Annotated in this window: 27 protein-coding genes; 15 read left to right on the plus strand and 12 right to left on the minus strand. The window is 67.7% G+C overall.

The annotated features are described in order from the left end of the window. Nucleotides 1–12 precede the first annotated feature (12 nt). From AC5Y3P_RS02160 to AC5Y3P_RS02170, 3 genes are all read right to left on the minus strand, one after another. On the minus strand, nt 13–750 hold the full coding sequence (locus AC5Y3P_RS02160; RefSeq protein WP_500044221.1) for a GOLPH3/VPS74 family protein: 738 nt from the start codon (nt 748–750) through the stop codon (nt 13–15). Nucleotides 751–786: 36 nt separating this feature from the next. Continuing rightward, nucleotides 787–1,281 carry a transcription elongation factor GreA gene (gene greA, locus AC5Y3P_RS02165; protein WP_500044222.1) on the minus strand — a complete coding sequence of 165 codons (495 nt, stop codon included), beginning with the start codon at nt 1,279–1,281 and terminating at the stop codon, nt 787–789. A gap of 245 nt (nt 1,282–1,526) precedes the next feature. Then, complete coding sequence (locus AC5Y3P_RS02170; protein WP_500044223.1) at nt 1,527–1,970, minus strand: DUF4307 domain-containing protein; 444 nt, start codon at nt 1,968–1,970, stop codon at nt 1,527–1,529. Between the two features lie 128 nt (nt 1,971–2,098). Between AC5Y3P_RS02170 and mca the strand changes: the two genes are divergently transcribed. The 4 genes from mca to AC5Y3P_RS02190 are packed head-to-tail and all read left to right on the plus strand — an operon-like array spanning nt 2,099 to nt 5,619. Further along, nucleotides 2,099–2,965, plus strand: a complete 867-nt coding sequence (gene mca, locus AC5Y3P_RS02175) for a mycothiol conjugate amidase Mca (protein ID WP_500044224.1) — start codon at nt 2,099–2,101, stop codon at nt 2,963–2,965. Beyond that, a complete protein-coding gene (locus AC5Y3P_RS02180) occupies nt 2,962–3,273 on the plus strand; it encodes a hypothetical protein (protein ID WP_500044225.1) in 312 nt (103 codons plus the stop codon). The genes mca and AC5Y3P_RS02180 overlap by 4 nt, the downstream gene beginning before the upstream one ends. Then, a complete protein-coding gene (locus AC5Y3P_RS02185; RefSeq protein WP_500044226.1) occupies nt 3,254–5,242 on the plus strand; it encodes a thioredoxin domain-containing protein in 1,989 nt (662 codons plus the stop codon). The genes AC5Y3P_RS02180 and AC5Y3P_RS02185 overlap by 20 nt, the downstream gene beginning before the upstream one ends. An 11-nt stretch (nt 5,243–5,253) precedes the next feature. After that, nucleotides 5,254–5,619, plus strand: coding sequence for a nuclear transport factor 2 family protein (locus AC5Y3P_RS02190; RefSeq protein ID WP_500044227.1), 366 nt, complete (start codon nt 5,254–5,256; stop codon nt 5,617–5,619). Between the two features lie 20 nt (nt 5,620–5,639). Here the strand turns inward: AC5Y3P_RS02190 and trhA are convergent, their stop codons facing one another. Continuing rightward, a complete protein-coding gene (trhA, locus tag AC5Y3P_RS02195; RefSeq protein WP_500044228.1) occupies nt 5,640–6,389 on the minus strand; it encodes a PAQR family membrane homeostasis protein TrhA in 750 nt (249 codons plus the stop codon). 84 nt (nt 6,390–6,473) lie between these two features. Here trhA and AC5Y3P_RS02200 point away from each other — a divergent pair, with 84 nt between their 5' ends. The 3 genes from AC5Y3P_RS02200 to AC5Y3P_RS02210 all read left to right on the plus strand — a co-directional run bounded on the left by AC5Y3P_RS02200 (nt 6,474) and on the right by AC5Y3P_RS02210 (nt 9,165). After that, nucleotides 6,474–7,268: a (2Z,6E)-farnesyl diphosphate synthase gene (locus AC5Y3P_RS02200; RefSeq protein WP_500044229.1), complete on the plus strand. Its 795-nt coding sequence runs from the start codon at nt 6,474–6,476 to the stop codon at nt 7,266–7,268. Between the two features lie 12 nt (nt 7,269–7,280). Next, nucleotides 7,281–8,645, plus strand: coding sequence for a hypothetical protein (locus tag AC5Y3P_RS02205; RefSeq protein WP_500044230.1), 1,365 nt, complete (start codon nt 7,281–7,283; stop codon nt 8,643–8,645). Nucleotides 8,646–8,754: 109 nt separating this feature from the next. Further along, nucleotides 8,755–9,165 (plus strand): hypothetical protein, encoded by a 411-nt coding sequence (locus AC5Y3P_RS02210; protein WP_500044231.1) that lies wholly within the window; start codon nt 8,755–8,757, stop codon nt 9,163–9,165. Between the two features lie 216 nt (nt 9,166–9,381). Here AC5Y3P_RS02210 and coaA read toward each other — a convergent pair whose 3' ends face one another. Further along, nucleotides 9,382–10,320, minus strand: a complete 939-nt coding sequence (gene coaA, locus AC5Y3P_RS02215; protein ID WP_500044232.1) for a type I pantothenate kinase — start codon at nt 10,318–10,320, stop codon at nt 9,382–9,384. A 57-nt stretch (nt 10,321–10,377) separates the two neighbouring features. Between coaA and AC5Y3P_RS02220 the strand changes: the two genes are divergently transcribed. The 5 genes from AC5Y3P_RS02220 (at nt 10,378) to AC5Y3P_RS02240 (ending at nt 16,590) form a co-directional block, all read left to right on the plus strand. Continuing rightward, on the plus strand, nt 10,378–11,595 hold the full coding sequence (locus AC5Y3P_RS02220) for a DUF885 domain-containing protein (RefSeq protein ID WP_500044233.1): 1,218 nt from the start codon (nt 10,378–10,380) through the stop codon (nt 11,593–11,595). 60 nt (nt 11,596–11,655) lie between these two features. Then, nucleotides 11,656–13,131 (plus strand): glycine hydroxymethyltransferase, encoded by a 1,476-nt coding sequence (locus AC5Y3P_RS02225; protein WP_500044234.1) that lies wholly within the window; start codon nt 11,656–11,658, stop codon nt 13,129–13,131. A 186-nt stretch (nt 13,132–13,317) separates the two neighbouring features. Further along, the gene (locus tag AC5Y3P_RS02230; RefSeq protein ID WP_500044235.1) at nt 13,318–14,148 is read left to right on the plus strand and encodes an acyl-ACP desaturase; all 831 of its coding nucleotides are present in this window, start codon (nt 13,318–13,320) and stop codon (nt 14,146–14,148) included. 210 nt (nt 14,149–14,358) lie between these two features. Next, a complete protein-coding gene (gene phoH2, locus AC5Y3P_RS02235) occupies nt 14,359–15,681 on the plus strand; it encodes an RNA 5'-3' helicase PhoH2 (protein ID WP_500044280.1) in 1,323 nt (440 codons plus the stop codon). A gap of 30 nt (nt 15,682–15,711) precedes the next feature. Then, a complete protein-coding gene (locus AC5Y3P_RS02240; protein WP_500044236.1) occupies nt 15,712–16,590 on the plus strand; it encodes a polysaccharide deacetylase family protein in 879 nt (292 codons plus the stop codon). On the opposite strand, the gene AC5Y3P_RS02245 is transcribed toward AC5Y3P_RS02240, so the two are convergent. Continuing rightward, complete coding sequence (locus tag AC5Y3P_RS02245) at nt 16,591–16,821, minus strand: hypothetical protein (protein ID WP_500044237.1); 231 nt, start codon at nt 16,819–16,821, stop codon at nt 16,591–16,593. It lies immediately after the preceding gene. A gap of 122 nt (nt 16,822–16,943) precedes the next feature. On the opposite strand from AC5Y3P_RS02245, the gene AC5Y3P_RS02250 reads away from it, so the two are divergent. Next, a complete protein-coding gene (locus tag AC5Y3P_RS02250; protein WP_500044238.1) occupies nt 16,944–17,291 on the plus strand; it encodes a DUF732 domain-containing protein in 348 nt (115 codons plus the stop codon). Between the two features lie 111 nt (nt 17,292–17,402). Here the strand turns inward: AC5Y3P_RS02250 and AC5Y3P_RS02255 are convergent, their stop codons facing one another. From AC5Y3P_RS02255 to AC5Y3P_RS02265, 3 genes are read right to left on the minus strand one after another with little or no spacing between them, the layout of a single operon-like run. After that, complete coding sequence (locus tag AC5Y3P_RS02255; RefSeq protein ID WP_500044239.1) at nt 17,403–18,101, minus strand: TetR/AcrR family transcriptional regulator; 699 nt, start codon at nt 18,099–18,101, stop codon at nt 17,403–17,405. Then, complete coding sequence (locus AC5Y3P_RS02260) at nt 18,098–19,243, minus strand: sulfotransferase family protein (RefSeq protein WP_500044240.1); 1,146 nt, start codon at nt 19,241–19,243, stop codon at nt 18,098–18,100. The genes AC5Y3P_RS02255 and AC5Y3P_RS02260 overlap by 4 nt, the downstream gene beginning before the upstream one ends. Beyond that, nucleotides 19,240–20,442, minus strand: coding sequence for a DUF1214 domain-containing protein (locus tag AC5Y3P_RS02265; protein WP_500044281.1), 1,203 nt, complete (start codon nt 20,440–20,442; stop codon nt 19,240–19,242). Before AC5Y3P_RS02265 ends, AC5Y3P_RS02260 begins: the two co-directional genes overlap by 4 nt. A 226-nt stretch (nt 20,443–20,668) precedes the next feature. On the opposite strand from AC5Y3P_RS02265, the gene AC5Y3P_RS02270 reads away from it, so the two are divergent. After that, on the plus strand, nt 20,669–21,874 hold the full coding sequence (locus AC5Y3P_RS02270; protein WP_500044241.1) for a cytochrome P450: 1,206 nt from the start codon (nt 20,669–20,671) through the stop codon (nt 21,872–21,874). A 7-nt stretch (nt 21,875–21,881) separates the two neighbouring features. Here AC5Y3P_RS02270 and AC5Y3P_RS02275 read toward each other — a convergent pair whose 3' ends face one another. From AC5Y3P_RS02275 to glpX, 3 genes are all read right to left on the minus strand, one after another. Beyond that, on the minus strand, nt 21,882–23,183 hold the full coding sequence (locus tag AC5Y3P_RS02275) for an MFS transporter (RefSeq protein ID WP_500044242.1): 1,302 nt from the start codon (nt 23,181–23,183) through the stop codon (nt 21,882–21,884). Nucleotides 23,184–23,303: 120 nt separating this feature from the next. Then, the gene (locus tag AC5Y3P_RS02280; RefSeq protein ID WP_500044243.1) at nt 23,304–24,716 is read right to left on the minus strand and encodes a class II fumarate hydratase; all 1,413 of its coding nucleotides are present in this window, start codon (nt 24,714–24,716) and stop codon (nt 23,304–23,306) included. 57 nt (nt 24,717–24,773) lie between these two features. Continuing rightward, nucleotides 24,774–25,826 carry a class II fructose-bisphosphatase gene (gene glpX / locus AC5Y3P_RS02285; protein ID WP_500044244.1) on the minus strand — a complete coding sequence of 351 codons (1,053 nt, stop codon included), beginning with the start codon at nt 25,824–25,826 and terminating at the stop codon, nt 24,774–24,776. On the opposite strand from glpX, the gene AC5Y3P_RS02290 reads away from it, so the two are divergent. Then, nucleotides 25,825–26,553 (plus strand): DUF4245 domain-containing protein, encoded by a 729-nt coding sequence (locus AC5Y3P_RS02290; protein ID WP_500044245.1) that lies wholly within the window; start codon nt 25,825–25,827, stop codon nt 26,551–26,553. The two genes, glpX and AC5Y3P_RS02290, sit on opposite strands and share 2 nt — an antisense overlap. Nucleotides 26,554–26,817 lie beyond the last annotated feature (264 nt).

Below are 26,817 nucleotides of genomic sequence, written 5' to 3' on the forward strand. Positions count from 1 at the left end.
CAGCGCCGGTCGCTACGGCAGCGCCGGTCGCACCGCGGCCAGCGTGACCGCGAGGTTGATTTCCGCCACCCCTTGATCAACCACGCCTTGATCGGCCACGTCCTGGTCGAGCACCCCGGCAACGGGCTCGGACTCGCGTGGTGTGTCGGTCGAGCGCTCGGGTATCCAATTGCCGCCTGCGATGTCGCCGGCGCGCTGATCGACCACGCGCCAACTGATCTCGTCGAACGAGAACAGCTCACGCAATGCTCCGCTGGCGTGCAGCAGCGCGATCACCGCCGCAGTCACCGGATCCGGAACCATCTCGTCGGCCAGTACCGCCAGCACGGTGGCCCGGATCTGACCGGCCCGACCGCGATCCGCCAGCGGCCAAGCCGCGCCGCGTCGAGAACCCTTGGTGTGCACATCCATTCGATGCACCACGCCGGTCTGCTCGAACCGTTCCAGCAGTGCCGCTTCGACGCCGCGGCTGAGCTTGCGGATCGCCTTGGCCGGTCGAATCGGCTTTCGCTCCAGCAGCTTCAGCGCCATCTCGGTGGCCGGGTCCGGTGCCGGCGGGCCGGCCAACAACACCAGATACCCATGTTCGGCGTGGTCCCCGGGCAGCGACGGCCGGGTCCGGCAGGCGTATGCCAGATCCAGCAGGGTGGCCGCGGCCAACAGCCGGTGCCGACGCGAATCGTCGAGCACGGGCTGCGCGGAGGCATTGTCGAGCAGCAGTAAGAGCAGCTGGTCGCTGATTATCGCCATGAGCGTCCGCTCAAGCGCCGGTGCGGCGCTCGGTGCCTAGGACTGGTAGGGCTCCGCGCTGACCAGAGTGACCTTGACCGTGCTGCCGCTGGGCACGCTGTAGGAGCGGGTTTCGCCGACCTTGGCGTTCAGCAGCGCGCCGCCGAGCGGCGAGTTGGGCGAGTACACCTCGAGGTCGCCGTCGTTGACGGCCTGCTCACGGGTGCCGATCAGGAACGTCTCGGTATCGTCCTCGTCGCCGTCGTAATAGACCTTGACCACCGAACCGGGCAGCGCCACACCGGACTGCTTGGGCGCCTCGCCCACCTTGGCGTTGTTCAGCAACTCCTGCAACTGGCGGATCCGGGCTTCCTGCTGACCCTGTTCCTCACGCGCCGCGTGGTAGCCGCCGTTCTCGCGCAGGTCACCCTCCTCGCGGCGATCGTTGATCTCCGCGGCGATCACGGGCCGGTTGGCGATCAGCTGATCCAGCTCGGCCTTCAGGCGGTCGTAGGACTCTTCGGTAAGCCAGGTCACCTGGGTGTCGGTCATGGGGTGCTCCCTGTCGTTGTTCGACGCCGTTGCCGCTCTTCTTGCGGTCGGGCCGGCCATCGGGTCTCGATGTCGCGTGGCTGCCGGGGCACGGCGGGTCGGCCGCAGGTACTGCCATCTCAGTGCGCGCTCGGGCGTCGCGTATAAGAAGCAATACACGGCCCCAGCAGGAACCGTGTATGTGTGAAGCATACCACTTGCCGGGGTGCGCCCGACTCGGCGCGAAGCCGGGCGGGTAGCGGCGGTCAGCCCCCGACCAGGTAATCGGGCACTTCCGGGCCGCAGCCGTAAACATCGCCGACGACGGCTTTGCGGCTGGTCTTCACCTGGCCGGTGACCTGCACGGTCGGCTGGTCCGAGGGCGGCACCAGGAACTCGCGCCGGCCGGTCTCGGCGCCGTCCTTGGAGCGCGCCCGCACGATGCACACCGCCGGCTGGCTGGGATCGGTTCGGGTAACGCTCACGGTGACGTCAACGGTGTGGTCGTCGATCAGCTGGTACCCCACCATTTCGCCGCGCACGTCACTGCTGCCCGCGCCCAACCGCTGATAGCCCAGCACGGCCAGCGCCACCCCGGCCAGTACCACCAGCGCCAGCAGCGCGACGGCGATTCGCCGGCGCGCGGTCGGGGACAGCCGTTGCCGGCCGTAACGGGACTCGGGCCGGCCCGGGACGGTGTTGCTGGTCATGATGTGGGGTACGTCTCTGCTCGGTGAACGGGTTTTTGCCCGGATGCGCAGGGATGAAATCATGGACCCGGGAGCCTTGAGGATATATAGGTGTCCCAGCAACGGGCCGAAGCGAGTGAAGGTAGACGGTGAGCGGACTGCGGTTGATGGCGGTGCACGCCCATCCGGACGATGAGTCGTCCAAGGGGGCTGCCACCACCGCGCGGTACGCCGCCGAGGGCCACCGGGTGATGGTGGTTTCGCTCACCGGTGGTGAGCGCGGCGACATCCTCAACCCGGCGATGGACCTGCCCGACGTGCGCGGCCGGATCGCCGAGATCCGCCGCGACGAGATGGCCAAGGCCGCCAGCATCCTCGGCGTCGAGCACACCTGGCTGGGGTTCGTCGACTCCGGCCTGCCCGAAGGCGACCCGCCGCCTCCGCTGCCGGACGGCTGCTTTGCGCTGGCCGCACTGGACGAAGCCACCGAACGACTGGTCCGGGTGATCCGTGAGTTCCGCCCGCACGTCATGACCACCTACGACGAGAACGGCGGCTATCCGCACCCGGACCACATCCGTTGCCATCAGGTGTCGGTGGCTGCCTACGAGGCCGCCGCCGACTTCCGGCTCTACCCGGATGCGGGTGCGCCCTGGAGTGTGTCCAAGCTCTACTACAACCACGGTTTCCTGCGGCAACGCATGCAGCTGCTGCAGGACGAGTTCGTCAAACACGGCCGGGTCGGGCCGTTCGAGAAATGGCTGGCGCGCTGGGACCCACACAGCGACCCGATCGCCAACCGGGTCACCACCCGGGTGCAGTGCGCAGAGTACTTTGGCCAACGTGACGATGCGCTCCGTGCGCACGCCACCCAAATCGATCCCAACGGTGACTTCTTCACCGCGCCGATCGAATGGCAGCAGCGGCTGTGGCCGACCGAGGAGTTCGAATTGGCCCGATCCCGGGTCCCGGTGCGACTACCGGAAGACGACTTGTTCTGGGGTATTGAGCGATGAGAAGTGTCCTGTACAGCGTGTTGGCCGATGGACCGCGCCAGACCGGCCCGGATTTCGGCAAGGCCAGCCCGGTCGGACTGCTGGTGCTCGTACTGCTGCTGATCGGCACCTTCGCGCTGGTGTGGTCGATGAACAGGCAACTGCGCAAGGTGCCTGCGTCCTTCGACGCCCCCGACACCCCTGGCGATCCGGACGGCGCCGCCACCTCGGGTGCGCCGCCGACGTCGTCGGCCGTGGAGGCTGACCCGGCCGGGACCGAACTCGGGGTGGCCGAACCCAAGGAGCCGGGTGGTCAATCGCCTGGGTGAGGCCACCAGCCCCTATCTGCGCCAGCACGCCGACAATCCGGTGCACTGGGTGCAGTGGTCTGCTGAGGCGTTGGCCGAAGCCGCCCGGCGCGATGTGCCGATCCTGCTGTCGATCGGCTACGCAGCATGTCACTGGTGTCACGTGATGGCCCACGAGTCGTTCGAGGACGACCAGGTGGCCGCCGCGATGAACTCCGGGTTCGTCTGCATCAAGGTCGACCGTGAGGAGCGCCCCGACCTGGATGCGGTCTACATGAACGCCACGGTGGCGCTGACCGGGCAGGGTGGCTGGCCGATGACCTGCTTCCTGACCCCGGACGGTCGGCCGTTCTTCTGCGGAACCTATTACCCCAAACCGCAATTCCTGCAGCTGTTGGACGCGGTCGGCGAGACCTGGCGGCAGCGTCGCGACGAGGTCGAGCAAGCCTCCGATCAGATCACCACCGAGCTGCGAAAGATCTCCCAGCAGCTACCGGCCGGTGCTACGCCGGTGTCGCCGCAGCTGTGCGACCACGCGGTGGCCGCTGTGTTGCGCGACGAGGACCGTGCGCGCGGCGGTTTTGGTGCCGCCCCGAAGTTCCCGCCGTCGTCGTTGTTGGGCGCTTTGCTGCGCCACCACGAACGCACCGGCTCGGCCGAGTCGCTGGCGGCCGTGGCGCGCGCCGGGACGGCGATGGCCCGCGGCGGGATCCACGACCAACTGGCCGGTGGTTTCGCGCGCTACAGCGTCGATGCCGACTGGGTGGTCCCGCATTTCGAGAAGATGCTCTACGACAACGCGCTGCTGCTGCGCGGCTACGCGCACTGGGCCCGCCGCACCCAGGATCCGTTGGCGGTGCGGGTGGCCGGGATGACCGCCGACTTCCTGCTGCGGGATCTGTCCGACGGCGACCTGTTCACCTCGTCGCTGGACGCCGACGCCGACGGCGTCGAGGGCTCCACCTACGTCTGGACCCCGGGGCAACTACGCGAAGTTCTCGGCGACGACGACGGATCTTGGGCGGCAACGGTTTTCCATGTCACCGCGGCCGGGACCTTCGAGCACGGTGCCTCGGTACTGCAACTGCTGACCGACCCCGACGATGCCGAACGGCTGCGCCGGGTCAGCGCGGCGCTGCTGGCCGCGCGGGCCGAACGAGTGCAGCCCGACCGCGACGACAAGGTGGTCACGGCCTGGAACGGGCTGGCGATCACCGCGCTCACCGAAGCCGCCGTCGCACTGGACCGGCCGGAGTTGCTGGCTGCGGCGCAGCGCTGCGCGGCGTCGCTGCTGACCACCCATCTGGTGGACGGCCGGCTGCGTCGGGCCAGCCTGGGTGGCCAGATCGGTGACAGTGCAGCAATTTTGGAGGATTACGCGGCGCTGGCCATCGGTCTGTTGGGCCTGCACCAGCTGACCGGCGCGCAGCGCTGGTTGACCGATGCGACGGCTCTGCTGGATGCCGCCCTGGCCCACTTCGCCGACCCGCAGCGCCCCGGTCGCTGGTTCGACACCGCCGACGACGCCGAAACTCTGATGGTGCGACCCGCCGACCCGATGGACGGTGCCACCCCGTCGGGGGCGTCGTTGATCGCCGAAGCTCTGCTGACCGCAGCACATTTGGTGCCTGCCGACAAGACCGCGCTCTACGCACAGGCCGCCACCGACACGTTGGCGGCGCACTCGGTGCTGCTGGAGCGGGCTCCGCGCTCGGCCGGGCACTGGCTGGCGGTTGCCGAGACCGCGGTGCGCGGGCCGCTGCAGATCGCGGTGGCCGGAGATCCGGACTCCGAGCTGCTGGCCGCCGCACGGCGGCTGGCACCGGGCGGAGCCGTCGTCGTCGCGGGCGCCGTCGACTCCGGCGAGTTGCTGATCGGACGGGACCGGGTGCACGGACAGGACGCCGCGTACGTGTGCCGGGGCACGGCCTGCGATTTGCCGGTCACCACGATCCAGGATCTGGCCGACGCGCTGGGAGCGTCCGTGTAGCGTGTCGGGCCATGAGCCACGATGCCGCCACCTTGGAAGCCTTCGTCAAGCGTTACCTGGATACGGTGGTGACCGGTTCGGCCGAGGACATCGCGGCGCTCTACACCGAGGACGCCACCCTCGAGGATCCGGTCGGCGGCGGGCAGGTGCACATCGGCCGGCAGGCCATCGCCGGGTTCTACAAGAACACCGACGGTATGGAACTGAAGACCGAACTGCTGTCGTTCCGGCCCGGCGGGCACGAGGCGGCGTTCGTGTTCGCCATCACGGTCGGCACCATGCGGATCGAACCGATCGAGGTGATGACGTTCAACGGCGACGGTCTGATCACCTCGATGAAGGCGTACTGGTCGCCGGCCGACGTCACCCAGCTCTGAGCGCGGTCCGAAAGCGTGGTCTAAAAGACCGCGAACCACATCGCGATGTAGTGGCAGATCGCGGCGACCGCCGTGCAGGCGTGGAAGAACTCGTGATGACCGAAGGTGTTCGGCCACGGGTTGGGCCATTTCAGCGCGTACAGCACCCCGCCCACCGAGTACAGCGCACCACCGACGATCAGCAGCACCACCGCGGCCACCCCGGCGCCGTCCATGATCGGGCCGATGAACCAGGCCGCGACCCAGCCCAACAGGATGTACAGCGGCACCCCCAGCCAGCGCGGCGCTGACGGCCACAACATCTTCAGCGCCACCCCGGCCAGCGCACCGCCCCACACGATCCAGAACAGCAGCCACCCGCTGTCGGGCAGCGTGAGCAGGGCGAACGGCGTGTAGCTACCGGCGATGAAGATGAAGATCATCGAGTGGTCGAGCCGCTTCATCCACTTGCGCGCGGTCGCCGAGCGCCAGTTCACCCGGTGGTAGGTCGCGCTGACCGCGAACATCGCCACGATGGTGAAGGTGTAGAGCAGCGTCGCCAACCCGGCCCGGGTCGAGTCCACCGACCAGGACACCGCGACCAGTGCGGCACCCGCGATCGCGGCGATCACCGTGGCATACAGATGGATCCAGCCCCGCGCTCGCGGCTTACCCAGGAACTCGGCGACACCGTCGACGATCGCTTCCGGGAAATCCTCGGCGAGATCGATCTGGGTCAGTGGTTTCGGGCGGGTTTCCTGGGCGTCCTGGTGCTCAGTGGGGGCAGCCATCCTCACCTCCAGCGGCTGACTGGGGCCGATCTACACGGGAGGATCGGCCGGGCTTGTCTCGACATAACAGTAGTCTGGTTTGTCGTGGAGATCATTCCCCCGCGCCTCAAAGAGCCCATGTACCGGCTCTATGAAATGCGGCTGCGTCAGGAGCTGACGCAATCGAAATCACAGTTGCCTCGCCACATCGCGGTGTTGTGCGACGGCAACCGGCGCTGGGCGCGCGATGCCGGCTACGACGACGTCAGCTACGGCTACCGCAAGGGCGCGGAGAAGATCGCCGAGATGCTGCGTTGGTGCCAAGCCGCCGGCATCGAGCTGACCACGGTGTATCTGCTGTCCACCGAGAACCTGCAGCGCGACCCGGACGAGCTGGCCGCGCTGATCGAGATCATCACCGAGGTCGTCGAGGAGATCTGCGCACCGGAGAATCCGTGGAGCGTGCGCACCGTCGGGGATCTGGAGTTGCTGGGCGAGGACACCGCCAAACGACTCCGCCAGGCCGTGGACCGGAACCAATCGCCGTCCGAGTGTGGCTTCCACGTCAACGTCGCGGTGGGCTACGGCGGCCGCCAGGAAATCGTCGACGCGGTGCGCGCCTTGCTGTCCAAGGAGTTGGCCAACGGCGCCACCGGGGAGGGGCTGGTGGACGCGGTCACGGTCGACGGTATCTCCGAAAATCTGTACACCTCAGGACAACCCGACCCGGATCTGGTGATTCGCACTTCGGGGGAGCAGCGGCTGTCCGGGTTCCTGCTGTGGCAGAGCGCGTACTCGGAGATGTGGTTTACCGAGGCGCACTGGCCGGCGTTTCGCCGGGTGGACTTCCTGCGCGCGCTGCGCGACTTCAGCCGTCGGCATCGCCGCTTCGGGACCTGAGCGGAGCTGATCGTGGCGGGCCTCTCGGCGCTGGTGTTCGCATCGAGCTGGTGGCTGGGCCTGTATCTGCTGGCCCGCGACCCGCGTAAGCCGGTGCTGGTGTTGGCCTCGATCGGGCTGTGCAGCTTCGCGGCCGTGGTGGCGCTGGATGCCGTGCGGCTGACCGCCGGCACACACGCCGAACTGCTCGGCCGGATCGAGATCTACCTGGTTGCGGTTCCGGGCGTGGCCTGGTTCGCGGTGCTGCTGGAACTGGCGCGGTCCGGCCGGCGGTGGCGCGGCCGCACCGGTGAGGTCGCCGCGGTGCTCGTGGTGGCGGCTTTCGCGCTGGCCGGGGCCGCGTTGGCCGGGACCGTCGAAGGCCCGTTGCGGTTCGGGCACTGGTTGATGTGCGCGGTCATCTCGTCGGCCTCGCTCGGTGCGCTGGTGTGGGTGCTGGTGCACCAGCCGCGCCCGGGATCGGTGCGCGGCGTCGTGGTGATCGCGACGCTGTTCTTCGCGCTGGCCAATGCGATCATCGTGATCCCGCTGGGCCTGGTGCCGAGCTGGTTGGCGTTGGCGGCCACCGGTTTCGACGTGTTGCTGCTCGGGGTCGCGGTCGCGTTGTGGGACGCCTTCGACGAGGGTCAGGCATTGCGCGCCGGCATGCTGCGGTCGTTCATCGGCACCGCCCTGGTGGCCGTGGTGTTCGGCGGACAGATGCTGCTGGCGTTGGCGCTCACCGGCGGCACCGGCCGCACCGCCCTGACCGTGCTGCTGTTCACCAGCTTGGCCGTCGCGATCGGGATCACGGTGTTGGCCGACCCACTGGCCGGCGCACTGGATCAGCTGGCGTTCTTCCGGTCACCGGAGTTGCGCGCCGACCGGGCCACGCTGCGCAGCACCGAAGCGGCGCTGCCGCTGCGCGCCGAACACCCGCTGGCCGACGTCGACGACGAGAGCTTCGCCCGGCTCACCCGCCGCGCCCTGGGTCACTACGGCGACCTGACCAAGCTGGTCGCCAGCCCGCTGACCGCATTGCCGGTGATCGACGAGCGGCTGGCCGCGCGCGGCGCCCCGGATCAGCCGCTGGAGCGGGCCAATGAGCTCAAGGCGCTGCTGGCCGAGCGGATCGCCGCACTCAAGCCGCGCGACAACGGCGACTTCGGCACCACCGAGGAATGGCGGCACTACAACTCGCTGTACTTCCCGTACGTCGTCGGGGTGCGCGCCTATGCACAGAACGCCACCGCCAGGGGTTTGGATCCGGTCGCGCGGCAGGCCTGGCAGTGGTTGGTGACCGAGGTGCCGCAGCGCTCACTGCACAACTGGCAGAACGCCGCCGCCCGGGTGATCGCGTCGGACCTGCGGGCCCGGGTCAGTGTGCGCAGCGACTGAATCTGGCGGTTTGGCAGTACTTGGCAGTGCGTGGCGTGGATCTGGCAGTGCCCGCTGAGCAGCATCGAAGGTGTCCGATCAGCCCGAACACCTCCCGAGGAGCGATCCGATGGCCACCACCGTCAGCACCCGCCGATTCCAGACCGATTCACCCGATCTGTTGCGCTTCGCAATGCGCTTGGACGCCACTTTGACCGGGTTGGCCGGCCTGGCCATCGCAGCGTTGGGGAGCCCGGTGGCGACGCTCAGCGGGCTGCCCACCGAGGCGGCCTACATCCTGGGCGCCGCGCTGGTGCTCTACGGCGTGCTGGTGTACCGGCTGGCGGATGTGCGTGCCCTGCGGGGCGCGGGGCTCGGCGTGATCATCGCCAACTTGATGTGCACGGTGGCCGCGGTGCTGGTGGTGGTCGAAGGGGTGTGGCCGCTGACCACGCTCGGCGTCGCGCTGCTGCTGGCCATGGGTGTCTACACCGCAGGGTTCGCGGTGCTGCAGTACTTCGGGGTGCGCCGTCTGGCGTGACTCCCTCCGCCCGGTGCGGGGTTGTGCCGCCGATAGAGGTTGCGGCGAGCACCCCCGCACCGGTTTCTGCGTTGCCCCGCCCGCCGCTACAGCTTGCGTAGCCGCAGCCGATTGATCGAGTGGTCTGATTTCCCGCGGGACCAGGTGACCGCTACAGCTTGCGTAGCCGCAGGCGATTGATCGAGTGGTCTGACTTCCCGCGGGACCAGGTGACCGCTACAGCTTGCGCAGCCGCAGTCGGTTGATCGAGTGGTCTGAGTCCTTGCGCAACACCAGGGTGGCCCGCGGCCTGGTCGGCAAGATGTTCTCGATCAGGTTGGGCCGGTTGATCGAATGCCAGATGTCGCGCGCGGCGAACAACGCCTGCTCGTCGGTCAGCGTGGAGTAGCTGTGGAAGTGCGAGGCCGGGTTGGCGAACGCTCCGGCCCGCATCGCCAGGAACCGGGAGACGTACCACTGCTCGATGTCTTCGATGCGGGCGTCGACGTAGACCGAGAAGTCGAACAGATCCGACACCATCAGGGTCGGGCCGGTCTGCAGCACGTTGAGGCCCTCGAGGATCAGGATGTCGGGGTGGCGCACCAACTGCTTCTCACCGGCGACGATGTCGTAGTGCAGATGTGAGTAGACCGGGGCGCACGCCAGCTCGGCGCCCGACTTCACCGTGGTGACGAATCGCATCAACGCCCGACGGTCGTAGCTTTCCGGGAAGCCCTTGCGGTGCATGATGTTTCGTCGGGAAAGCTCGGCGTTCGGGTAGAGGAACCCGTCGGTGGTGACCAGATCTACCCGCGGGTGGTGTTCCCAGCGCGCCAGCAGTGCCTGCAGCACACGCGCGGTGGTCGACTTACCGACCGCGACGCTGCCGGCCACGCCGATGATGAACGGCACCGGCCGGTCCGGGTTCTGCTCGGTCTCGCCGAGGAACTCCGCCGTCGCCGCGAACAACCGCTGCCGCGCCGCGACCTGCAGGTGGATCAGTCGGGCCAGCGGCAGATAGACCTCTTCGACCTCGAGCAGGTCGAGTTGTTCACCCAGACCGCGCAGGCCCACGACTTCGGTTTCGGTCAGCTTGAGCGGCGTGGACATGCGCAAAGCACGCCATTGTCTTCGGTCGAACTCCACATACGGGCTCGGCTCGCTCAGCCGCGACATGTGCTCAAGTCTTGCAGCCTGAGCTGGAATGCCGACGTGTGGGTAGCGTTGGGCGGCATGGAGTCGGCCAATCTGATTCGCGAGTACCTGCTGCTGGGCCTGCGCTTCGACCGCATCGAAGACGGTTACGTCGATTCGTTCACCGGCGATCAGGCGTTGCGCGCCCAAGTCGCCGACGAACCCCCGCCCAACCCCGCTGACCTGGCCCGCCAGGCGCAGCGGCTGCTCGCCGAGCTGCCTGCGGTGCCGCGTGCGGACGGGTTCACCGAGGAGCGTGCAGCGTATCTGGGGGCGCATCTGCGCGCGCTGGAATGCGCGGCCCGCAAGTTCGCCGGGGAGTCGGTCGGGTTCGTCGACGAGGTGGCGGCCTATTTCGACGTCCGGATCAGCAAGGGCGACGAGGACCGCTACAGGGAGGCACACGCCCGGCTCGATGAAGCGCTCGGCGGCAGTGGTCCGCTGTTGGACCGGATGAGTGCCGATCGGCGCGCCGACGAGATCCCGCCCGAGCGGCTCGCCGAATGCATCGACGCGTTCTCCTCGGCGCTGCGCGACCGGGTGCGTGCCGACTATCCGCTGCCGGAGGCCGAAACCATCAACTACGAGGTGGTCAGCGACAAACCGTGGTCGGGTTTCAACTACTACCACGGTGATTACCGCTCGACGGTCGCCGTCAACGCCGACCTCAAGCAGCAGATGTCGAATCTGCCGTCGCTGGTGGCGCACGAGTCCTACCCGGGCCACCACACCGAACACTGCCGCAAGGAGGCCGGCTTGGTGCACGGCCTCGGGCACGCTGAGCAGACCATCTTCCTGGTCAACACGCCGCAGTGCCTGATGGCCGAAGGTCTGGCGGATCTGGCGCTGTACGCCGCGATCGGAAAGGACTGGGGGCCGTGGGCGGCCGGCATCTACGCCGACCTCGGGCTGCGGTTCGACGGCGAACACGCGCAGGCGATCGCCGCGGCCCGCGCGACGTTGGCCGATGTCCGCCAGGATGCGGCGCTGATGCTGCACGACGAGCACCGCGACGTCGACGACGTCGTCGCCTTCGTACAGCGCTGGTTGTTGGTCGACGACGCCCGGGCCCGGCAGATGTTGCGGTTCCTGTCCTCGCCGCTGTGGCGCGCGTACACCTCCACCTACGTCGAGGGCTACCGGCTGCTGCGGGGCTGGCTGGATGACCGCCCGGCCGAGGTGACGTTGACCGAGCGGTTCACCCGGTTGCTCGACGAGCCGCTGATCCCGTCGACCTTGCGTGGCGTGCCGGCCTGACCCGGGCACGCGAGCAACCGGGAATTTGGCTGGTGCGGCCCGCGGATTAGGCTGAACGTCATGACCGCTGATTCCGTGACCACGTCGAATGCCGCGCCCGGTGCTGAGTACGCCGAAACAGCCAGCGCTGCGTACCGTTCCATGCTGCAGGTCATCGAGTCCGTCGAACCGCGCATCGCGGCGGCCACTCGCAAAGAGCTGGCCGACCAACGTGATTCGCTCAAGCTGATCGCCAGTGAGAACTACGCCTCGCCGGCCGTGCTGCTCACCATGGGCACCTGGTTCTCCGACAAGTACGCCGAGGGCACCGTCGGGCACCGCTTCTACGCGGCCTGCCAGAACGTCGACACCGTCGAGGCGTTGGCCGCCGAGCACGCCCGCGAACTGTTCGGCGCCCCTTACGCCTACGCCCAGCCGCACTCGGGCATCGACGCCAACCTGGTGGCGTACTGGGCCATCCTGGCCACCCGGGTGGAGGCTCCCGGTCTGGCCAAGCTGGGCGCCAAGCATGTCAACGACCTGTCCGAGGCCGATTGGGAGAAGCTGCGGGCCGAGCTCGGCAACCAGCGTTTGATGGGCATGTCGCTGGACACCGGTGGGCATCTGACGCACGGGTTCCGGCCCAACATCTCCGGCAAGATGTTCCACCAGCGCAGCTACGGCACCGACCCGGAAACCGGCCTGATCGACTACGCCGCGGTGGCCGCGGCCGCGCGCGAGTTCAAGCCGCTGGTGCTGGTCGCCGGGTATTCGGCATACCCGCGACGGGTGAATTTCGCCAAGATGCGCGAGATCGCCGACGAGGTGGGCGCCACGCTGATGGTCGACATGGCGCACTTCGCGGGCCTGGTGGCCGGCAAGGTGTTCACCGGCGACGAGGATCCGGTACCGCACGCCCACGTCACGACCACTACGACGCACAAGTCGCTGCGCGGTCCGCGCGGTGGCCTGGTGCTGGCCACCGAGGAGTACGCGGCGGCAGTCGACAAGGGGTGCCCGATGGTGCTGGGCGGCCCGTTGAGCCATGTGATGGCGGCCAAGGCGGTCGCGCTGGCCGAGGCGCGCCAGCCGTCCTTCCGCGAGTACGCCCAGCGGGTGGCCGACAACGCGCACGCGCTGGCCGATGGCTTCTTGAAGCGCGGCGCCAAGCTGGTCACCGGCGGCACCGACAACCACCTGGTGCTGCTGGATGTGACCTCGTTCGGTTTGACCGGACGGCAGGCCGAATCGGCGCTGCTGGATGCCGGTGTGGTGACCAACCGAAACGCGATCCCCGCGGACCCCAACGGGGCTTGGTACACCAGCGGTATCCGGCTGGGCACCCCGGCGCTGACCACTCGTGGTTTCGGTGCCGACGACTTCGACCGGGTGGCCGAGCTGGTGGTCGAGGTGTTGCAGAACACCCAGCCCACCCAGGCCTCCAACGGGCTGTCCAAGGCCAAGTACACGCTGGGGGACGGCACCGCCGAACGCGTGCACGCCGCGGCCGCCGAGCTGCTGGCCGCCAACCCGCTGTACCCCGGGCTGACGCTGTAGTCGCCGGCCGGTCGCGGGCGGTGGACGTGCATCAGTGTCACCGCTGAGCGCCGGCATGTGCAATGTGCACATGCCGGCGCTGTGCGGTGTCATCCGTGCACGGCGCGGGGGACTTTGGTCACCAATCGACAACACTTGCCCACCCGGATTTCGAGGAACATGTGAACTCGGGTTACATTTACTTCCATGGCTGAGTTTCCGATTGCCAACGCACTGACGCTCGAACTGGAGCCGGTCGTCGCCGACAACCTGCAGCGTCACCTGGAGAGCGCTGACGACTGGTTCGCGCACGACTACGTGCCGTTCGACCAAGGCGAGAACTTCGCGTTCCTGGGGGGCCGCGACTGGGAGCCGTCACAGCAGAAGCTGCCCCAGCCGATCGTCGACGCGGTGGAGATCCTGCAGATCACCAAGGACAACCTGGCGGGCTACCACCGCGAGCTGGTCGAGCACTTCATCCTGGAATGGAAGTGGGGCCGGTGGATCGGCCGCTGGACCGCCGAGGAGCACCTGCACGCCATCGTGCTGCGCAACTACCTGGTGGTCACCCGCAACGGTGATCCGGCCGCCAACGAGGACGTCCGGGTCGACCATGTGATGAACAAGGGCTACCTCGCCAGCGGCTTCACCCAGATCGAGACCCTGGTGTTCATGGCATTCTTCGAGCGCGAGTACGCAGTCCTTTGCCGACGGATCGCCGAGCAGGTCGACGAGCCGATCCTCGAGTCGTTGCTGGAGCGGATCGCCACCGACGAGGAACGGCACGAGTTGTTCTTCGCCAACCTGGTGCGCTGGTGCCTGGAGCACAACGAGGCCGAGACCATCGAGGCCATCGCCCGGCGTGCCGCCGGCCTCCAGGTTCCGGGTGCGGACATCGACGCCTACCAGGACAAAGTGCGCAGCGTGGCCGAGGCCGGCATCTTCGGACCGGACCAGCTGCGCCAGGTGATCTCCGACGAGATCAAGGCGTTCGGCGTGGCCGATCGGCCGGAGCTGGCAGAGTTCATCTCCGCTTAACCGGCAGCGCGGCGCGGCGCACGACCCGAATGCCTTTGCGGGAGTAGCGTCGCAGGGGATGGCTAGCGACATGCTCTGCTATCCGGGCGGTATCTCCCGTAGCGACTACGGCAGGACCGGCCCGGTCCTGATGCCGCTGCGCCCGCTGACCAAAACTCCGCGGGGCCGCGCGGAGTCGAGGAGCGCCACATGACTGATTCACCGTCGGCTATGTCGGGTCAGACGTCAGACCAGATCCGCACCTATGTGCTGGACACCTCGGTTCTGCTGTCCGATCCGTGGGCGTGCACCCGGTTCGCCGAACACCAGGTGGTAGTGCCGCTGGTGGTCATCAGCGAGCTGGAGGCCAAGCGCCATCATCACGAGTTGGGCTGGTTCGCACGTCAGGCGCTACGGCTTTTCGATGACCTGCGGATCGCACACGGTCGCCTCGATCAGCCAATCCCGGTGGGGGAGCAGGGCGGCTCGATGCACGTCGAACTCAACCACAGCGACCCCAACGTGCTCCCGGCGGGCTTCCGGACCGAGACCAACGACGCCCGCATCCTGACCTGCGCCGCCAACCTGGCCGCCGAAGGTAAGCGAGTTACCTTGGTGAGCAAGGATATTCCGCTGCGGGTCAAGGCGGGCGCGGTGGGTCTGGATGCCGAGGAGTATCGCGCTCAGGACGTGGTGACCTCCGGCTGGACCGGCATGGCCGAGTTGGAAGTCCCGGCCGACGAGATCGATGCACTGTTCAGCGAGGGCGAGATCGATCTGGAGGAAGCCCGGAATCTGCCCTGCCACACCGGAATTCGCCTACTCGGCGGTAGTTCGCACGCGCTCGGCCGAGTGAACGCGGAAAAGCGGGTGCAGTTGGTCCGCGGCGACCGTGAGGTGTTCGGTTTACGGGGTCGCTCCGCCGAGCAGCGCGTCGCGCTCGATCTGCTGCTCGACGAGTCGGTGGGCATCGTCTCGCTGGGCGGCAAGGCCGGCACCGGCAAGTCAGCGCTGGCCCTGTGTGCGGGTCTGGAAGCCGTGCTGGAACGGCGCACGCAGCGCAAGGTCGTGGTGTTCCGGCCGCTGTACGCCGTCGGCGGGCAGGAACTGGGCTATTTGCCCGGCAGCGAAAGCGACAAGATGGGGCCGTGGGCGCAAGCCGTCTTCGACACCCTGGAGGGCCTGGCCAGCCCGGCCGTGCTGGAAGAGGTGTTGTCCCGCGGCATGTTGGAAGTGTTGCCGCTGACCCACATTCGCGGTCGTTCGCTGCACGACTCGTTCGTGATCGTCGACGAGGCCCAGTCCCTGGAGCGCAACGTCTTGCTGACCGTGCTGTCGCGGCTGGGAGCCGGGTCGCGGGTGGTGCTCACCCACGATGTCGCGCAGCGCGACAACCTGAGGGTCGGCCGCCACGACGGCGTCGCGGCGGTGATCGAGAAGCTCAAGGGGCACCCGTTGTTCGCGCACATCACGCTGCTGCGCAGTGAACGCTCACCGATCGCGGCCCTGGTCACCGAGATGCTCGAGGAGATCAGCCCGAACGCGCTGCCGTGAGGCGTCAGGCGGCGCCGGTAGGCTGCCGGGGTGCGCAGACTCCAGACCTACTGGCGGACCGTGCTGGCGGTGAGCGCCGTGATCGTCGTCGTCGCGGTCGGTGCGTGCGCCACCGACGCCCCGGCCGATGACGGCGTCTCGGCGTCCGCCGACGTGGACTGCGCGGTGCAGAAATGCGTCGCGCTGACCTTCGACGACGGTCCCGGTCCGTACACCGATCGGCTGCTGCAGATACTGCGGGACAACGACGCCGAGGCGACGTTCTTCCTGATCGGCAACAAGGTGGCGGCCGACCCCGAGGGTGCCAAGCGGATCGCCGAGGCCGGCATGGAGATCGGCAGCCACACCTGGGAGCACCCCAACATGACCACCATCCCGGTCGAAGAGATCCCGGCGCAGTTCAGCCGGGCCAACGAGGCGATCGAGCAAGCCACCGGAGTGCGCCCGACGCTGGTGCGCACGGCCGGTGGGCTGGTCAACGACCAGGTGCTCGCCGAAGCCGGCCGCCAGGGTTTGGCCGCGGTCGACTGGGATGTCATCCCGTTCGACTGGGCCAACGACTCCGATCTCGCCGCCACCCGATACATGCTGATGACCCAGATCAAGCCGAACTCGGTGGTGTTGTTCCACGACACCTACTCATCGACGGTCGACCTGGTGTACCAGTTCATCCCGGTGCTGAAGGCCAACGGCTACCGGCTGGTGACCGTCAGTCAGATGGTGGGGCCGCGGGAACCGGGCACGCTGTACGGCAGCCGGGAGAACGGGCCACCGGCCAATCAGCTGCAGGACATCCCGGCAGAGCAGATTCCGACCCTGCCCAATACGCCGTCACCGACGCCCATGCCCAACTTCCCGATCACCGACATTCCCGGTGCCAACTCCGGGGGACCGAACAACGGCGCCTGATCAGCTCCGCAGCAGTCCGTCGCGACGGGCGCGGGCCAAGTTGATCAGCACCCGGTCCAACAGTGCGGCGAACTTCTCGCCAGAATCGGCGAGCCGCCCCAGACCCTGCTTGCGCAGGTACCCCTCCAAGCGACGGTCGATCGACCATCCGGTGTAGCTCGAACCGGTGTACTCAGATGCCAGGAAACCCATTGCCTGTTCGTCGAAGCCTGACCCTGATGCAGCCGTCATCCGTTTCCCCTCGTAAAAGCCCGTGCCTTCCATAGTGGCAGGTTCTGCCGTTTTGTCGAGCAATACTGCTCAACCTGGGTGGATTTACCCGCACCTGGGGACCGTCCACTATCGTCACTGGCATGAAGCTGGTTCGGATGAGCGCTGCGGTGATCGGCTGCACCGCGGCTGCAGCGGTGGCTTTTGCGCCGGCGGCCTCAGCTGATGAACTGGGTTACATCATCAACGTGACCCTTGGCCCCGGCTACAACTTCCCGAACGCGCAAGCCGCGTTGGACTACGGCTACGGGTTGTGCGGACGGATCGAAGCCGGCGACAGCTACGCGTCGATGGCCGAGCAGATCAAGCGCGATTTCGGCGACGACGAGTACAAGGTGTCCTACCTGTTGAGCCAGTCCGCGCAGGAATTGTGTCCGGCGCAGACCTGGCAGCTGCGCCAGTCGGTCGGCGACGGGTATCGCCCGCAGTAGGTGACGGTCGCATCCAACCCGTCGGCGGCGAGGTTCTCCGGAAATTCTTGGTGCAGCTGGCCGTCACGATGGTCCCCGGGCACATGACGTCCTCTCGCGGTCTTCATGCACCTAGTCAGATGCGTTGCTCTGCACCTGACGCGCTGTCCGATTGTCGGCGATAGCAGCTTCCACGGCAGCCGCGGTGACGCCCAGGCCGCGCAGGCAGAACCGTTGCACCCGGCTGCGCAGCTCGTCGACGTCACAGTCCGGCTCGACCCACCGTCGGTTGACGTTGGCCCACACGATGCCGTGGATGGACAGCGCCTCGGTGTGCGGGTCGACGTCGACGAACAGCCCCAGTTCCGAACCGCGCTGCAATGTTTCGACCAGCGGCTGCAGGATCTCGCCGTAGGCGGCCGCGACCAGCTCGGGTGCGCCGGACATCTGTGCCTGCGCCTCCAAGGCCATCCGGCGCAGACCCGAGGGCGCCCCGTCGGTGCCGGCGAGGTCGAGTTGGCCGGCGATCCAGGTTGCCACGGCGCGGATCGGGTCCGCAGCGGCGGCCATCGGTGCCTGCAGCCGCTGCACCTCGAGCCGCGCCGACTCCAGGAACACCGCAGCCACCAGCTGGTCCTTGGACTCGAAGTGCCGGTAGAACGCCCGGGTGCCCAACTGCGTGCGACCGAGTACGCCGGCGATGCTGAGCCCACCGACTCCGTCGGTGCGCACGATGTCGGCGGCTGCCGCCACGATCGCGGCCCGCACCCGAGGGTCGGGTTCGAGCTTCTTACGTCCGCCGCTGCCAGGTGCTGTCATCTCGGTCGTCATGCACTTGCGTCGTAGGCGGCGAGGTAGTCACCGAAGGCTTCGCGGACGCCCTCGGCGGACAGGCCGAAGTCGGCCAGCTCGTACTCGTGGGTGCCGCGCTGGCCGGGTCGATGCCCGTGGGCCCAGGCCTGCACCTTGTTGCGGGCCGCGTCGGTGAAGGTCAGTCCGAGTTGCCGATAGCTGTCGGCCACCGTCTGGACCGGGTCGCGCTGCAGGTCGGCGAAGGACACGTCGACGAATCGCGAGTCACCGAACTTGCTGCGAAACGCCATCGCCCGTTCGACGCCCTGCACCCACCAGGCCAGTTGCTCGGCGCCGAGTTCGTGCCGGTCGTCGTAGTCGCTGCTCCAGCTGCGTACGTAGGAGATCAAGCTGCACACCGAACCCATCACCTTGGCCGGATCACGGTGACTCCAGAGGAATTTCGCGTTCGGGTAGGCCTCGATGAAGGCTTCCAGGGCGAACATGTGCACCGGGGTGCGCAGGTGCCACAGGTTCGGCCCGCAGTGCCAGTGCAGGAGTTTGAGCACCTGCCGGTGGAAGGTGTAGGTCTCGCGCATGTCGGTGTCCATCAGCCAGGCTGTGTAGCTGGGCACCCGGACCACGCCGTCGAAATGGTAGGTCCGAAAGCTCATGCCCATCAGGTCCTGGCATTCGGTCGGCGCCTCGGCCTCCGAGCTCATCATGGCCTTGAAGTCCGGGAACATCGACTCGATCATCGTGATCCCCTCGGCGGCCCGGGCGATCCGCGGGTCGGTCCGCTGGGTGGCCTCCTCCGGCGGCGGGCACGGGGCCTGCGATTCCCAGGTGCGAAGCGAGCGGAACTGCGGGTCGTTGGCGATCAGCTGGCCCAGTGCGGTGGTTCCGGTCCGGGGCAGTCCCAGGATCACCACCGGTCCCTCGACCACTTCGTCGTCGATCTCGGGATGCCGTTTGTAGATGTCCACGATCGCGAGGCGCTGGATCAGGGCGTTGCTGATCGTGGCGTGCTGGATCACCCGGCCCAGGTCATTGAGACGCGCCTCGGTGTTCAACCCGTCGACGGTGCGTTCCAGGCCCTCGCGGTAGTAGTCGGTGCCGAAATCGTCGAGACCGGTTGCGGCACAGGCGCCGTCTTCGAGTTCTTGCACCGTCATGCTCATCGGTAGAACCTTTCGTGGACGGCGCGCCGGCGTCGCGCGAGGACCCGGCACCGTTCTTCGGGTGTGGTCAGCGCGGTGCCGGCCGGCAGCGCCGCGAGCACGTCGTCGACATCGACCATCCGGACCTGCGGCATCGGAGCGGAATCGGTTCGCACGCACCGCAACAACATTGCGCCGTTGCTGAATCCGGCGGTGTCGAGCCAGTTGGCCACCCCAGGGTCGCGCGCAGACAGCACGAACCGGACCATGCCGTCGTCGTCGAGGACTGCTTGATGGCCGTTCAAGCTGGACTGGTGGCGCCCGTAGTGGATCGTCTCCAACCACGGATTGCCCAGCGAGATGCCCCAGTAGGCGCCATTGGGCGGCTCGAACTCGAGAATCAGCGCCTGCTGTGGTTCGAGCTCGAATCGCCCTATCACAGGCCGATTCTCGGCGGCGGCCCCCATCGAGCTCATGTCCGTCGGCGGGATGAAGCCGTTGGCCGGCGCCATGGCCCCGAAGTCCAGGAAGAACTTCAGGTTGTCGTGCACGAAATCGCCGAGCGCGGCGAGTTGGCGTGCGACCGACGCCTCCGGATCCACGGCGGCCGGTGCGGCGGTCCGCTCGCCGATCCGTTCGATCTTCAGCTCCGCCGGTGTCTCGATGTCCCAGTCGTAGAGGAAATTTCGCACCGTCAGCACCGGGTGCTCGCCGGCCACGCGCAGCCAGTTTCCTGGTTGCTGGTCGGCCGACAGGATCAGCTCGAAGTCGCCGGTCGGGCTCACGTCGAGGTCGTCGACCAGGCAGTTGGCGATTGCGGCCATGCCGTCCATGGACTGCAACCCGACGTAGCGCGCGGTGCCCCGGTTGCCGAACAGTCGGTAGGTCTCGCCGGCGCGCAACTCGGCGTTCAGGTACAGGCAGTCCGGGCATTCCAGGCCCCAGGTGATGATGTCGTCGACCTGGGCGCGGTTGACCGCCAGCACCGGATCCGGGTCCGCGCGCAGTGCGTTGTCGATGCCGACGGCCAGCAGCACCATGAGGTGGCGCATCCCGGCGGCGAAGTCGCGCGAGTTCCGGTTCACCGGCGCCGAGCGGACCAGTGCTTCGGCGGCGCTCAGCCGTTCCTGCAGATGCGCCCACGCGCGGGTCGGATCGCCCGGTGCCGTGCCGGTTTCGTCCAGGGCGGCTTCGGCGATCGAGTGCGGCAGCCAGGCCATCGGGTTCTGCCACGCCGGGGGTGGTTGTTCGTCGGTCACGTCGTCGCCTATCGACAACCAGTTTTGAAAATGCTATTTTCGATTGGACGTGACTATCACACCGACGGCGAGACCTGTCAAGCGTTCTCCCCCGCTCCGGCCACGCCCGCGTTGCGGAGACCGGGCAAGGTCAAGCGCGACAACCGAATTCGCCTCGGTGGCCGATATGGCAGGAAGGGTGGTTCTGATGGCCACCGCGCAGGTCGTCTTCGACCCGTTCTCCGACGACTACTTCAACGCGCCGTTCGCGACCTACCGGCGAATGCGTGACGAGGCGCCGGTCTACTACCACCCGACCTATGACTTCTACGCCCTGACCAGGCACGCCGACGTCGCCGCCGCGCTCAAGGACACCGCGACGTTCTCGTCGTCGCGCGGGGTGGACCTGCAGATGGTGCAGTCCGGCGAACCGGTGCCACCACTGATCATCATGATGGACCCGCCGGCGCACCGCCGGATGCGCAGCCTGGTCAACAAGGTCTTCACCCCACGTGCCATCGAGCGTCAACGCCAGAGCGTGCTGACCCAGATCGACCGCTTCCTGGCCGCGGCCGACCCGGACCATTTCGACGTGGTGCAGGACTTCTCGGCGCTGTTCCCGGTCGAGGTGATCACCCAGATGCTCGGCGTGCCACCGGAACTACGCCAGCGGGTGCGACTGTTGCTCGACAAGACCCTGGAACGTGAATACGGCAAGGTTGAGATGCCCGAGGCCGGGGCCGCGGCCGCCATCGAAACCGGGCTGATGTACTACGAGATCATCCAGGAACGTCGGGCGCAGCCCCGCGACGACATGATCAGCGACCTGATCGCCGCCGAGGTGGACCGCGACGGCGAACCGACCAAGCTCGACGACGTCGAGATCACGGCGTTCGCCTCGATGCTCGGTGGGGCGGGTGCCGAAACTGTCACCAAGCTGGTCGGCAACGCCGTGGTGACCTTTGCCGACCACCCCGATCAGTGGCAGATGCTGCTGGCGGACCGCAGCCTGATCCCCGCGGCCGTCGAGGAACTTCTGCGCTGGGAGGCGCCCGCGCAGTACCTGGTCCGGTACACCCTCGCCGACGTCGACCTGCACGGCCACACCATCCCGGCGGGCAGTGCGGTGCTGCTGTGTCTGGGTTCGGCGAACCGCGACGAGCGGGCGTTCCCCGATGCCGACCGGTTCGACATCACCCGCGACCGCAGCCAGGCCCAGAACCTGGGCCTGGGATACGGCACCCACAGTTGTCTCGGGGCGGCGCTGGCACGGATGGAGAGTGCCGCGGCCCTCGACCGGCTACTGGACTTCATGCCCGCCTACGAGCTCGACCGGGATGGTCTGGCCCGGGTGGCAATGACCAATGTCATTGGCTGGCACAACGTTCCGGTAGCCGTCAGCTCGCCGGGTTAGGCCTGGGTTAGGCCGCCCCGGCGCGCACTGCCACCTCCCGGTTGCCGCGCCACGGACCGGGCAGCAGCGCCGCGCTGACCGCCGAGATCACCGACACCCCGATCAGATAGGCCGCGATCGAGTTGCTGCTCTTGGTCGCCGAGTACAGCGCGACCGCGATGGTGGGGGCGAACGCCGAACCGAGCACCTGCGAGAGCGTGTAGCCGATCGACACCGCGCTGTAGCGCACGTCGGCGTCGAAGACCAAGCTGAACAGCGATCCGGTCACTCCGGCGGCGGGTGCCATCGCCAGACCGAACACCAGCACCAGCGCGGCCAGGAACAGTTCCGGGCGGCCGGTGTTGATCAGCGCGAAGGTGGGCAGCACTGCTGCGCCCATCGCCAACACCCCGGCCAGGAAGACCGGTTTGCGGCCGACCCGGTCACTGAGTGCACCGAACACCGGGTAGGCCGCGACCGCGACCAGCGCCGCGACGAAAACCCCGAGCAGGGCGTCGGTGTGGTCGAGGCCGGCGACCGTGGTGCCGTAGGACACCAGGTAGGCCACGCAGATGTAGGCGAACACGCCCTGCGACAGATAGGCGCCGGCCACCAGCAGGATCTGGCGGCCGTGCCGGCGGAAGGCCTCGGCGATCGGCAGCCGCTGCACCGCCGAGCGGTCCCGGACGGTGGCGAAGTCCGGGCTTTCGGTCAGCGACAGCCGGATCGCCACACCGATCACGATCAGCACCGCACTGGCCAGGAACGGCAGCCGCCAGCCCCAGGACAGAAATTGTTCGTCCGGTAGCCGCGACACTGCGTAGAACGCCAGCGTCGCTATCGCCGTCCCGGCCGGGGCACCCATCTGCGGGAACGCCCCGAAGAAGCCCTTGCGGTCGGTGGGCGCGTGTTCGACGGCCATCAGGGTGGCCCCGCCCCATTCACCGCCGACCGCGAACCCCTGGATCAGCCGCAGCAGGCACAGCAGGATCGGTGCGGCAATACCGATCTGGGCGAACGTGGGCAGCAGGCCCATCGAGACCGTCGAGCCGCCCATCAACAGCAGCGAAAGCACCAGCATCTGCTTGCGGCCGACGCGGTCGCCGAAGTGACCGAACACCACGCCGCCGAGCGGCCGGGCCACGAATCCCACCCCGAACGTCGCGAACGACAGCAGCATTCCGGTGGCCGGTGAACTACCCGGAAAGAACAGCTTCGGGAAGACCAGAGCCGCGGCGGTGCCGTAGATCAGGAAGTCGTAGAACTCGACCGTCGTCCCGACGAAGCTGGCGATCGCGGCGCGCTGCGGCGTGCTGGCCGACTCAGGCATCGGAGTACCTGCCCTCAACAATCCTGTACTGAGAGCGAGGATTCGGTGCAGAATTCGCTCTCAGTACAGCCTTGATGCCCGTCGGGCTGCCCAACCGGCTGCCCGCGCCCGGCCGGTGGGTCACTCGCCGTCGCGGACCTTGGCCATTGCCAGCACGTCCAGGCGACGATCGAGTTCTTCCTCGGAAAGCTTGTCGCCGATCAGGCCGCGGTCGATCACGGTCTGCCGGATGGTCTTCTTCTCGGCCAGCGCCTGCTTGGCCACCTTGGCGGCCTCTTCGTAGCCGATCGCCGAGTTCAGCGGCGTCACGATCGACGGCGAGGACTCGGCCAGTTGGCGCAGGTGATCCTCGTTGGCGACCAACCCGTCGATGCACTTGCTGGCGAACAGGCGAGACACGTTGGCCAACAACGTGAACGACTCCAGCACATTGCGGGCCATCATCGGGATGTACACGTTGAGCTCGAAGGCGCCGGACAGGCCGCCGACCGTCACGGCGGCGTCGTTGCCGATCACCTGCGCGGCCACCTGGGTAACCGCTTCGGGCAGAACAGGATTGACCTTGCCCGGCATGATCGAGCTACCCGGCTGCAGATCCGGCAGCTGGATCTCGCCCAGCCCGGTCAGCGGGCCCGAACCCATCCAGCGCACGTCGTTGGCGATCTTGGTCAGCGAAACCGCGATGGTCTTGAGCGCGCCGGACGCCTCCACCAGACCATCGCGTGCCGCCTGTGCCTCGAATGAGTCTGCGGCGGTGCGCAGTTCGGCAACGCCGGTCTGGGACTTGAGCACGTCGACGACCTTGGGGCCGAAACCGTCGGGCGCGTTCAGTCCGGTCCCGACGGCGGTGCCGCCGATGGCCAACTCACCCAGCCGGGGCAGGGTGGCCTTGACCCGCTCGATGCCGGCTTCGATCTGGCGGGCGTAGCCACCGAACTCCTGACCCAAGGTCACCGGGACGGCGTCCATCAGGTGGGTGCGGCCGGACTTCACCACGGTGCGCCACTGCCGGGCCTTGCCGGCCAGCGACTCGTGCAGCACCTCGAGCGCCGGGATCAGGTCGCGCACAGCGGCTTCGGTGGCCGCGATGTGGGTGGCGGTCGGGAAGGTGTCGTTCGAGCTCTGCGACATGTTGACGTCGTCGTTGGGGTGCACAGTGACGCCGTTGCGGGCCGCGATCGAGGCGATCACCTCGTTGGTGTTCATGTTCGAGCTGGTGCCCGAGCCGGTCTGGAACACGTCGATCGGGAACTGGTCGTCGTGGCGGCCGTCGGCGATCTCGGCGGCCGCGGCGATGATCGCGTCGGCCTTCTCGGGATCCAGCAGACCGAGGTCCTTGTTGACCTGTGCGCAGGCGCCCTTGAGCAGACCGAGCGCGCGGATCTGGGTGCGTTCCAGGCCGCGGAAGGAGATCGGGAAGTTCTCCACCGCGCGCTGGGTTTGCGCGCGCCACAGGGCCTTGGCCGGCACCCGGACCTCGCCCATGGTGTCGTGCTCGATGCGGTATTCGCCGTCGGCAGCGCTGTCGCTCATTGGATTCCTTCGCAGTCGATATCGGTTTACAGAAGTTGGTCCCCGCCGGGGGACGCGTCAGGGCAGCGGGTAGGCCGCGGTCTTGTCTCCGGTGAAGTTCACGGCCGAGTACTCGTTGAGCTTGGACAGCCGGTGGTAGGCCTCGATCATCCGGACGGTCCCGGACTTGGATCGCATCACGATCGAATGGGTGGTGCAGCCGCCGCCGAAGAACCGCACGCCCTTGAGCAGGTCGCCGTCGGTCACACCGGTGGCGCAGAAGAACACGTTCTCGCCCGACACCAGGTCCCTGGTGGTCAGTACCCGGTCCAGGTCGTGGCCGCGGTCCAGCGCCTTCTGACGTTCCTCGTCGTCGGTGGGCGCCAGGGTGGCCTGGATCTCGCCGCCCATGCAGCGGATCGCGGCAGCGGTGATGATGCCCTCCGGGGTGCCGCCGATACCGACCAGTAGGTCGGTGCCGGACTCCGGCCGGCAGGCGGAGATGGCGCCGGCGACGTCACCGTCGGAGATCAGCCGGATCCGGGCGCCGGCTTCGCGGACGTCGGCCATCAGCTTGGCGTGCCGCGGCCGGTCCAGGATGCAGACGGTGATGTCGGAAACCGAGGCCTTGCGTACCTTGGCGATGCGCTGGATGTTGGCCGCGATCGGAGAAGTGATGTCGATGAACTCGGCGACGTCCGGACCGGCGGCGATCTTGTTCATGTAGAACACTGCGGACGGGTCGAACATCGCGCCGCGCTCGGCCACCGCGAGCACCGAGATGGCGTTCGGCATGCCCTTGCTCATCAGCGTGGTGCCGTCGATCGGGTCGACGGCGAAGTCGCAGTCCGGGCCGTCGCCGTTGCCGACTTCCTCACCGTTGTAGAGCATCGGCGCGTTGTCCTTCTCGCCTTCGCCGATGACGACGACCCCGCGCATGGAGACCGAGTTGACCAGCTCGCGCATGGCGTCGACGGCGGCGCCGTCGCCGCCCTCCTTGTCGCCGCGGCCGACCCAGCGTCCCGCGGCCATGGCGCCGGCCTCGGTGACGCGGACCAGCTCGAGCGCGAGGTTGCGGTCAGGGGCCTCGCGGCGCTTGGTGGGGGCAGGCTGGGCGGCACCGTCACTCATGGCTAGGAATTGTCCCAGAAGCAGATCCTCGATTGGGAGCTGGGATACTGGTGGGGTGAGTACGCCCCCGGAGCAACCTTCCGACGATGTGAGTTCGGCGGGTGTCCACCAACCTGTGCCCAAGCCGGCCAAGCCGCGGGTGCTGCAGGATGGCCGCGACATGTTCTGGTCGATGGCGCCGTTGATCCTGGCCTGCATCGTGTTGGCCGGCCTGGTGGGGACGTGTTCGCTGCAACTCAACGGCCCGCGGCCGGGCAAGGCGCCCAGCTACGACGTGGCCGCCGCGCTGCAGGCTGACGCCGACACCCTGGGGTTCCCGATCCGGCTGCCGGCGCTGCCGGAAGATTGGCAGGCCAACTCCGGCGCCCGGCACGGGCTGGAGGAGGGGCGCACCGATCCGGACTCCGGGGAGAAGTTGCGCGCCAAAGTTTCGACGGTCGGCTATCTGACCCCGGGCGGCAAGTACCTCAGCATCAACCAGAGCAACGCCGACGAAGATGCCCTGGTGCGCTTCATCCACGACGACGTCGCACCGACCGGCGTCGAGGACGTAGACGGGGTGCGCTGGATCGTCTACGAGGGTGGTGCGCGCGGCGAGCCGGTGTGGACGACGAGGTTGCCGGGTGCGGATGGTGCGCAGCTGGCGATCACCGGGGCCGGCAGTGTCGAGGACTTTCGTACGCTGGCCATGGCGACGCAATCCCAGTCCCCGTTGACGCCGAGATAGGGCTGGCACCGAGTAGGACATCACCGTGGCTGACGCGCCCGAAGCTGACCTGACCGGTTGGGCGGGGATGCCTTCGAGGTTATCGAAATAGATTCTGGGTCCGGCAGTTCCGGCGGGTTGGTGGAGTTCCTGCGCGAACGGTTGATCTAGGCATTCCATCGACGCCGGCGTATCGCGCTGCGGACGCGTGGTTTTGAGCGCAGTTATCGGGTGGGGGTGATTTGCATGAGTTCGTTGAGGTGGTCGCGGTCGGGGTCGGTGGCG

This window comes from Mycobacterium sp. NGS45 (assembly GCF_059812645.1).

Bases quoted from the DNA above. Each gene is read 5' to 3' on its own strand.
- AC5Y3P_RS02160 (WP_500044221.1), bottom strand. From the start codon at position 750: ATGGCGATAATCAGCGACCAGCTGCTCTTACTGCTGCTCGACAATGCC.
- greA (WP_500044222.1), bottom strand. From the start codon at position 1,281: ATGACCGACACCCAGGTGACCTGGCTTACCGAAGAGTCCTACGACCGC.
- AC5Y3P_RS02170 (WP_500044223.1), bottom strand. From the start codon at position 1,970: ATGACCAGCAACACCGTCCCGGGCCGGCCCGAGTCCCGTTACGGCCGG.
- AC5Y3P_RS02180 (WP_500044225.1), top strand. From the start codon at position 2,962: ATGAGAAGTGTCCTGTACAGCGTGTTGGCCGATGGACCGCGCCAGACC.
- AC5Y3P_RS02190 (WP_500044227.1), top strand. From the start codon at position 5,254: ATGAGCCACGATGCCGCCACCTTGGAAGCCTTCGTCAAGCGTTACCTG.
- trhA (WP_500044228.1), bottom strand. From the start codon at position 6,389: ATGGCTGCCCCCACTGAGCACCAGGACGCCCAGGAAACCCGCCCGAAA.
- AC5Y3P_RS02210 (WP_500044231.1), top strand. From the start codon at position 8,755: ATGGCCACCACCGTCAGCACCCGCCGATTCCAGACCGATTCACCCGAT.
- coaA (WP_500044232.1), bottom strand. From the start codon at position 10,320: ATGTCGCGGCTGAGCGAGCCGAGCCCGTATGTGGAGTTCGACCGAAGA.
- AC5Y3P_RS02220 (WP_500044233.1), top strand. From the start codon at position 10,378: ATGGAGTCGGCCAATCTGATTCGCGAGTACCTGCTGCTGGGCCTGCGC.
- AC5Y3P_RS02225 (WP_500044234.1), top strand. From the start codon at position 11,656: ATGACCGCTGATTCCGTGACCACGTCGAATGCCGCGCCCGGTGCTGAG.
- AC5Y3P_RS02230 (WP_500044235.1), top strand. From the start codon at position 13,318: ATGGCTGAGTTTCCGATTGCCAACGCACTGACGCTCGAACTGGAGCCG.
- phoH2 (WP_500044280.1), top strand. From the start codon at position 14,359: ATGTCGGGTCAGACGTCAGACCAGATCCGCACCTATGTGCTGGACACC.
- AC5Y3P_RS02245 (WP_500044237.1), bottom strand. From the start codon at position 16,821: ATGACGGCTGCATCAGGGTCAGGCTTCGACGAACAGGCAATGGGTTTC.
- AC5Y3P_RS02250 (WP_500044238.1), top strand. From the start codon at position 16,944: ATGAAGCTGGTTCGGATGAGCGCTGCGGTGATCGGCTGCACCGCGGCT.
- AC5Y3P_RS02255 (WP_500044239.1), bottom strand. From the start codon at position 18,101: ATGACGACCGAGATGACAGCACCTGGCAGCGGCGGACGTAAGAAGCTC.
- AC5Y3P_RS02260 (WP_500044240.1), bottom strand. From the start codon at position 19,243: ATGAGCATGACGGTGCAAGAACTCGAAGACGGCGCCTGTGCCGCAACC.
- AC5Y3P_RS02265 (WP_500044281.1), bottom strand. From the start codon at position 20,442: ATGGCCTGGCTGCCGCACTCGATCGCCGAAGCCGCCCTGGACGAAACC.
- AC5Y3P_RS02270 (WP_500044241.1), top strand. From the start codon at position 20,669: ATGGCCACCGCGCAGGTCGTCTTCGACCCGTTCTCCGACGACTACTTC.
- AC5Y3P_RS02275 (WP_500044242.1), bottom strand. From the start codon at position 23,183: ATGCCTGAGTCGGCCAGCACGCCGCAGCGCGCCGCGATCGCCAGCTTC.
- AC5Y3P_RS02280 (WP_500044243.1), bottom strand. From the start codon at position 24,716: ATGAGCGACAGCGCTGCCGACGGCGAATACCGCATCGAGCACGACACC.
- AC5Y3P_RS02290 (WP_500044245.1), top strand. From the start codon at position 25,825: ATGGCTAGGAATTGTCCCAGAAGCAGATCCTCGATTGGGAGCTGGGAT.
- glpX (WP_500044244.1), bottom strand. From the start codon at position 25,826: ATGAGTGACGGTGCCGCCCAGCCTGCCCCCACCAAGCGCCGCGAGGCC.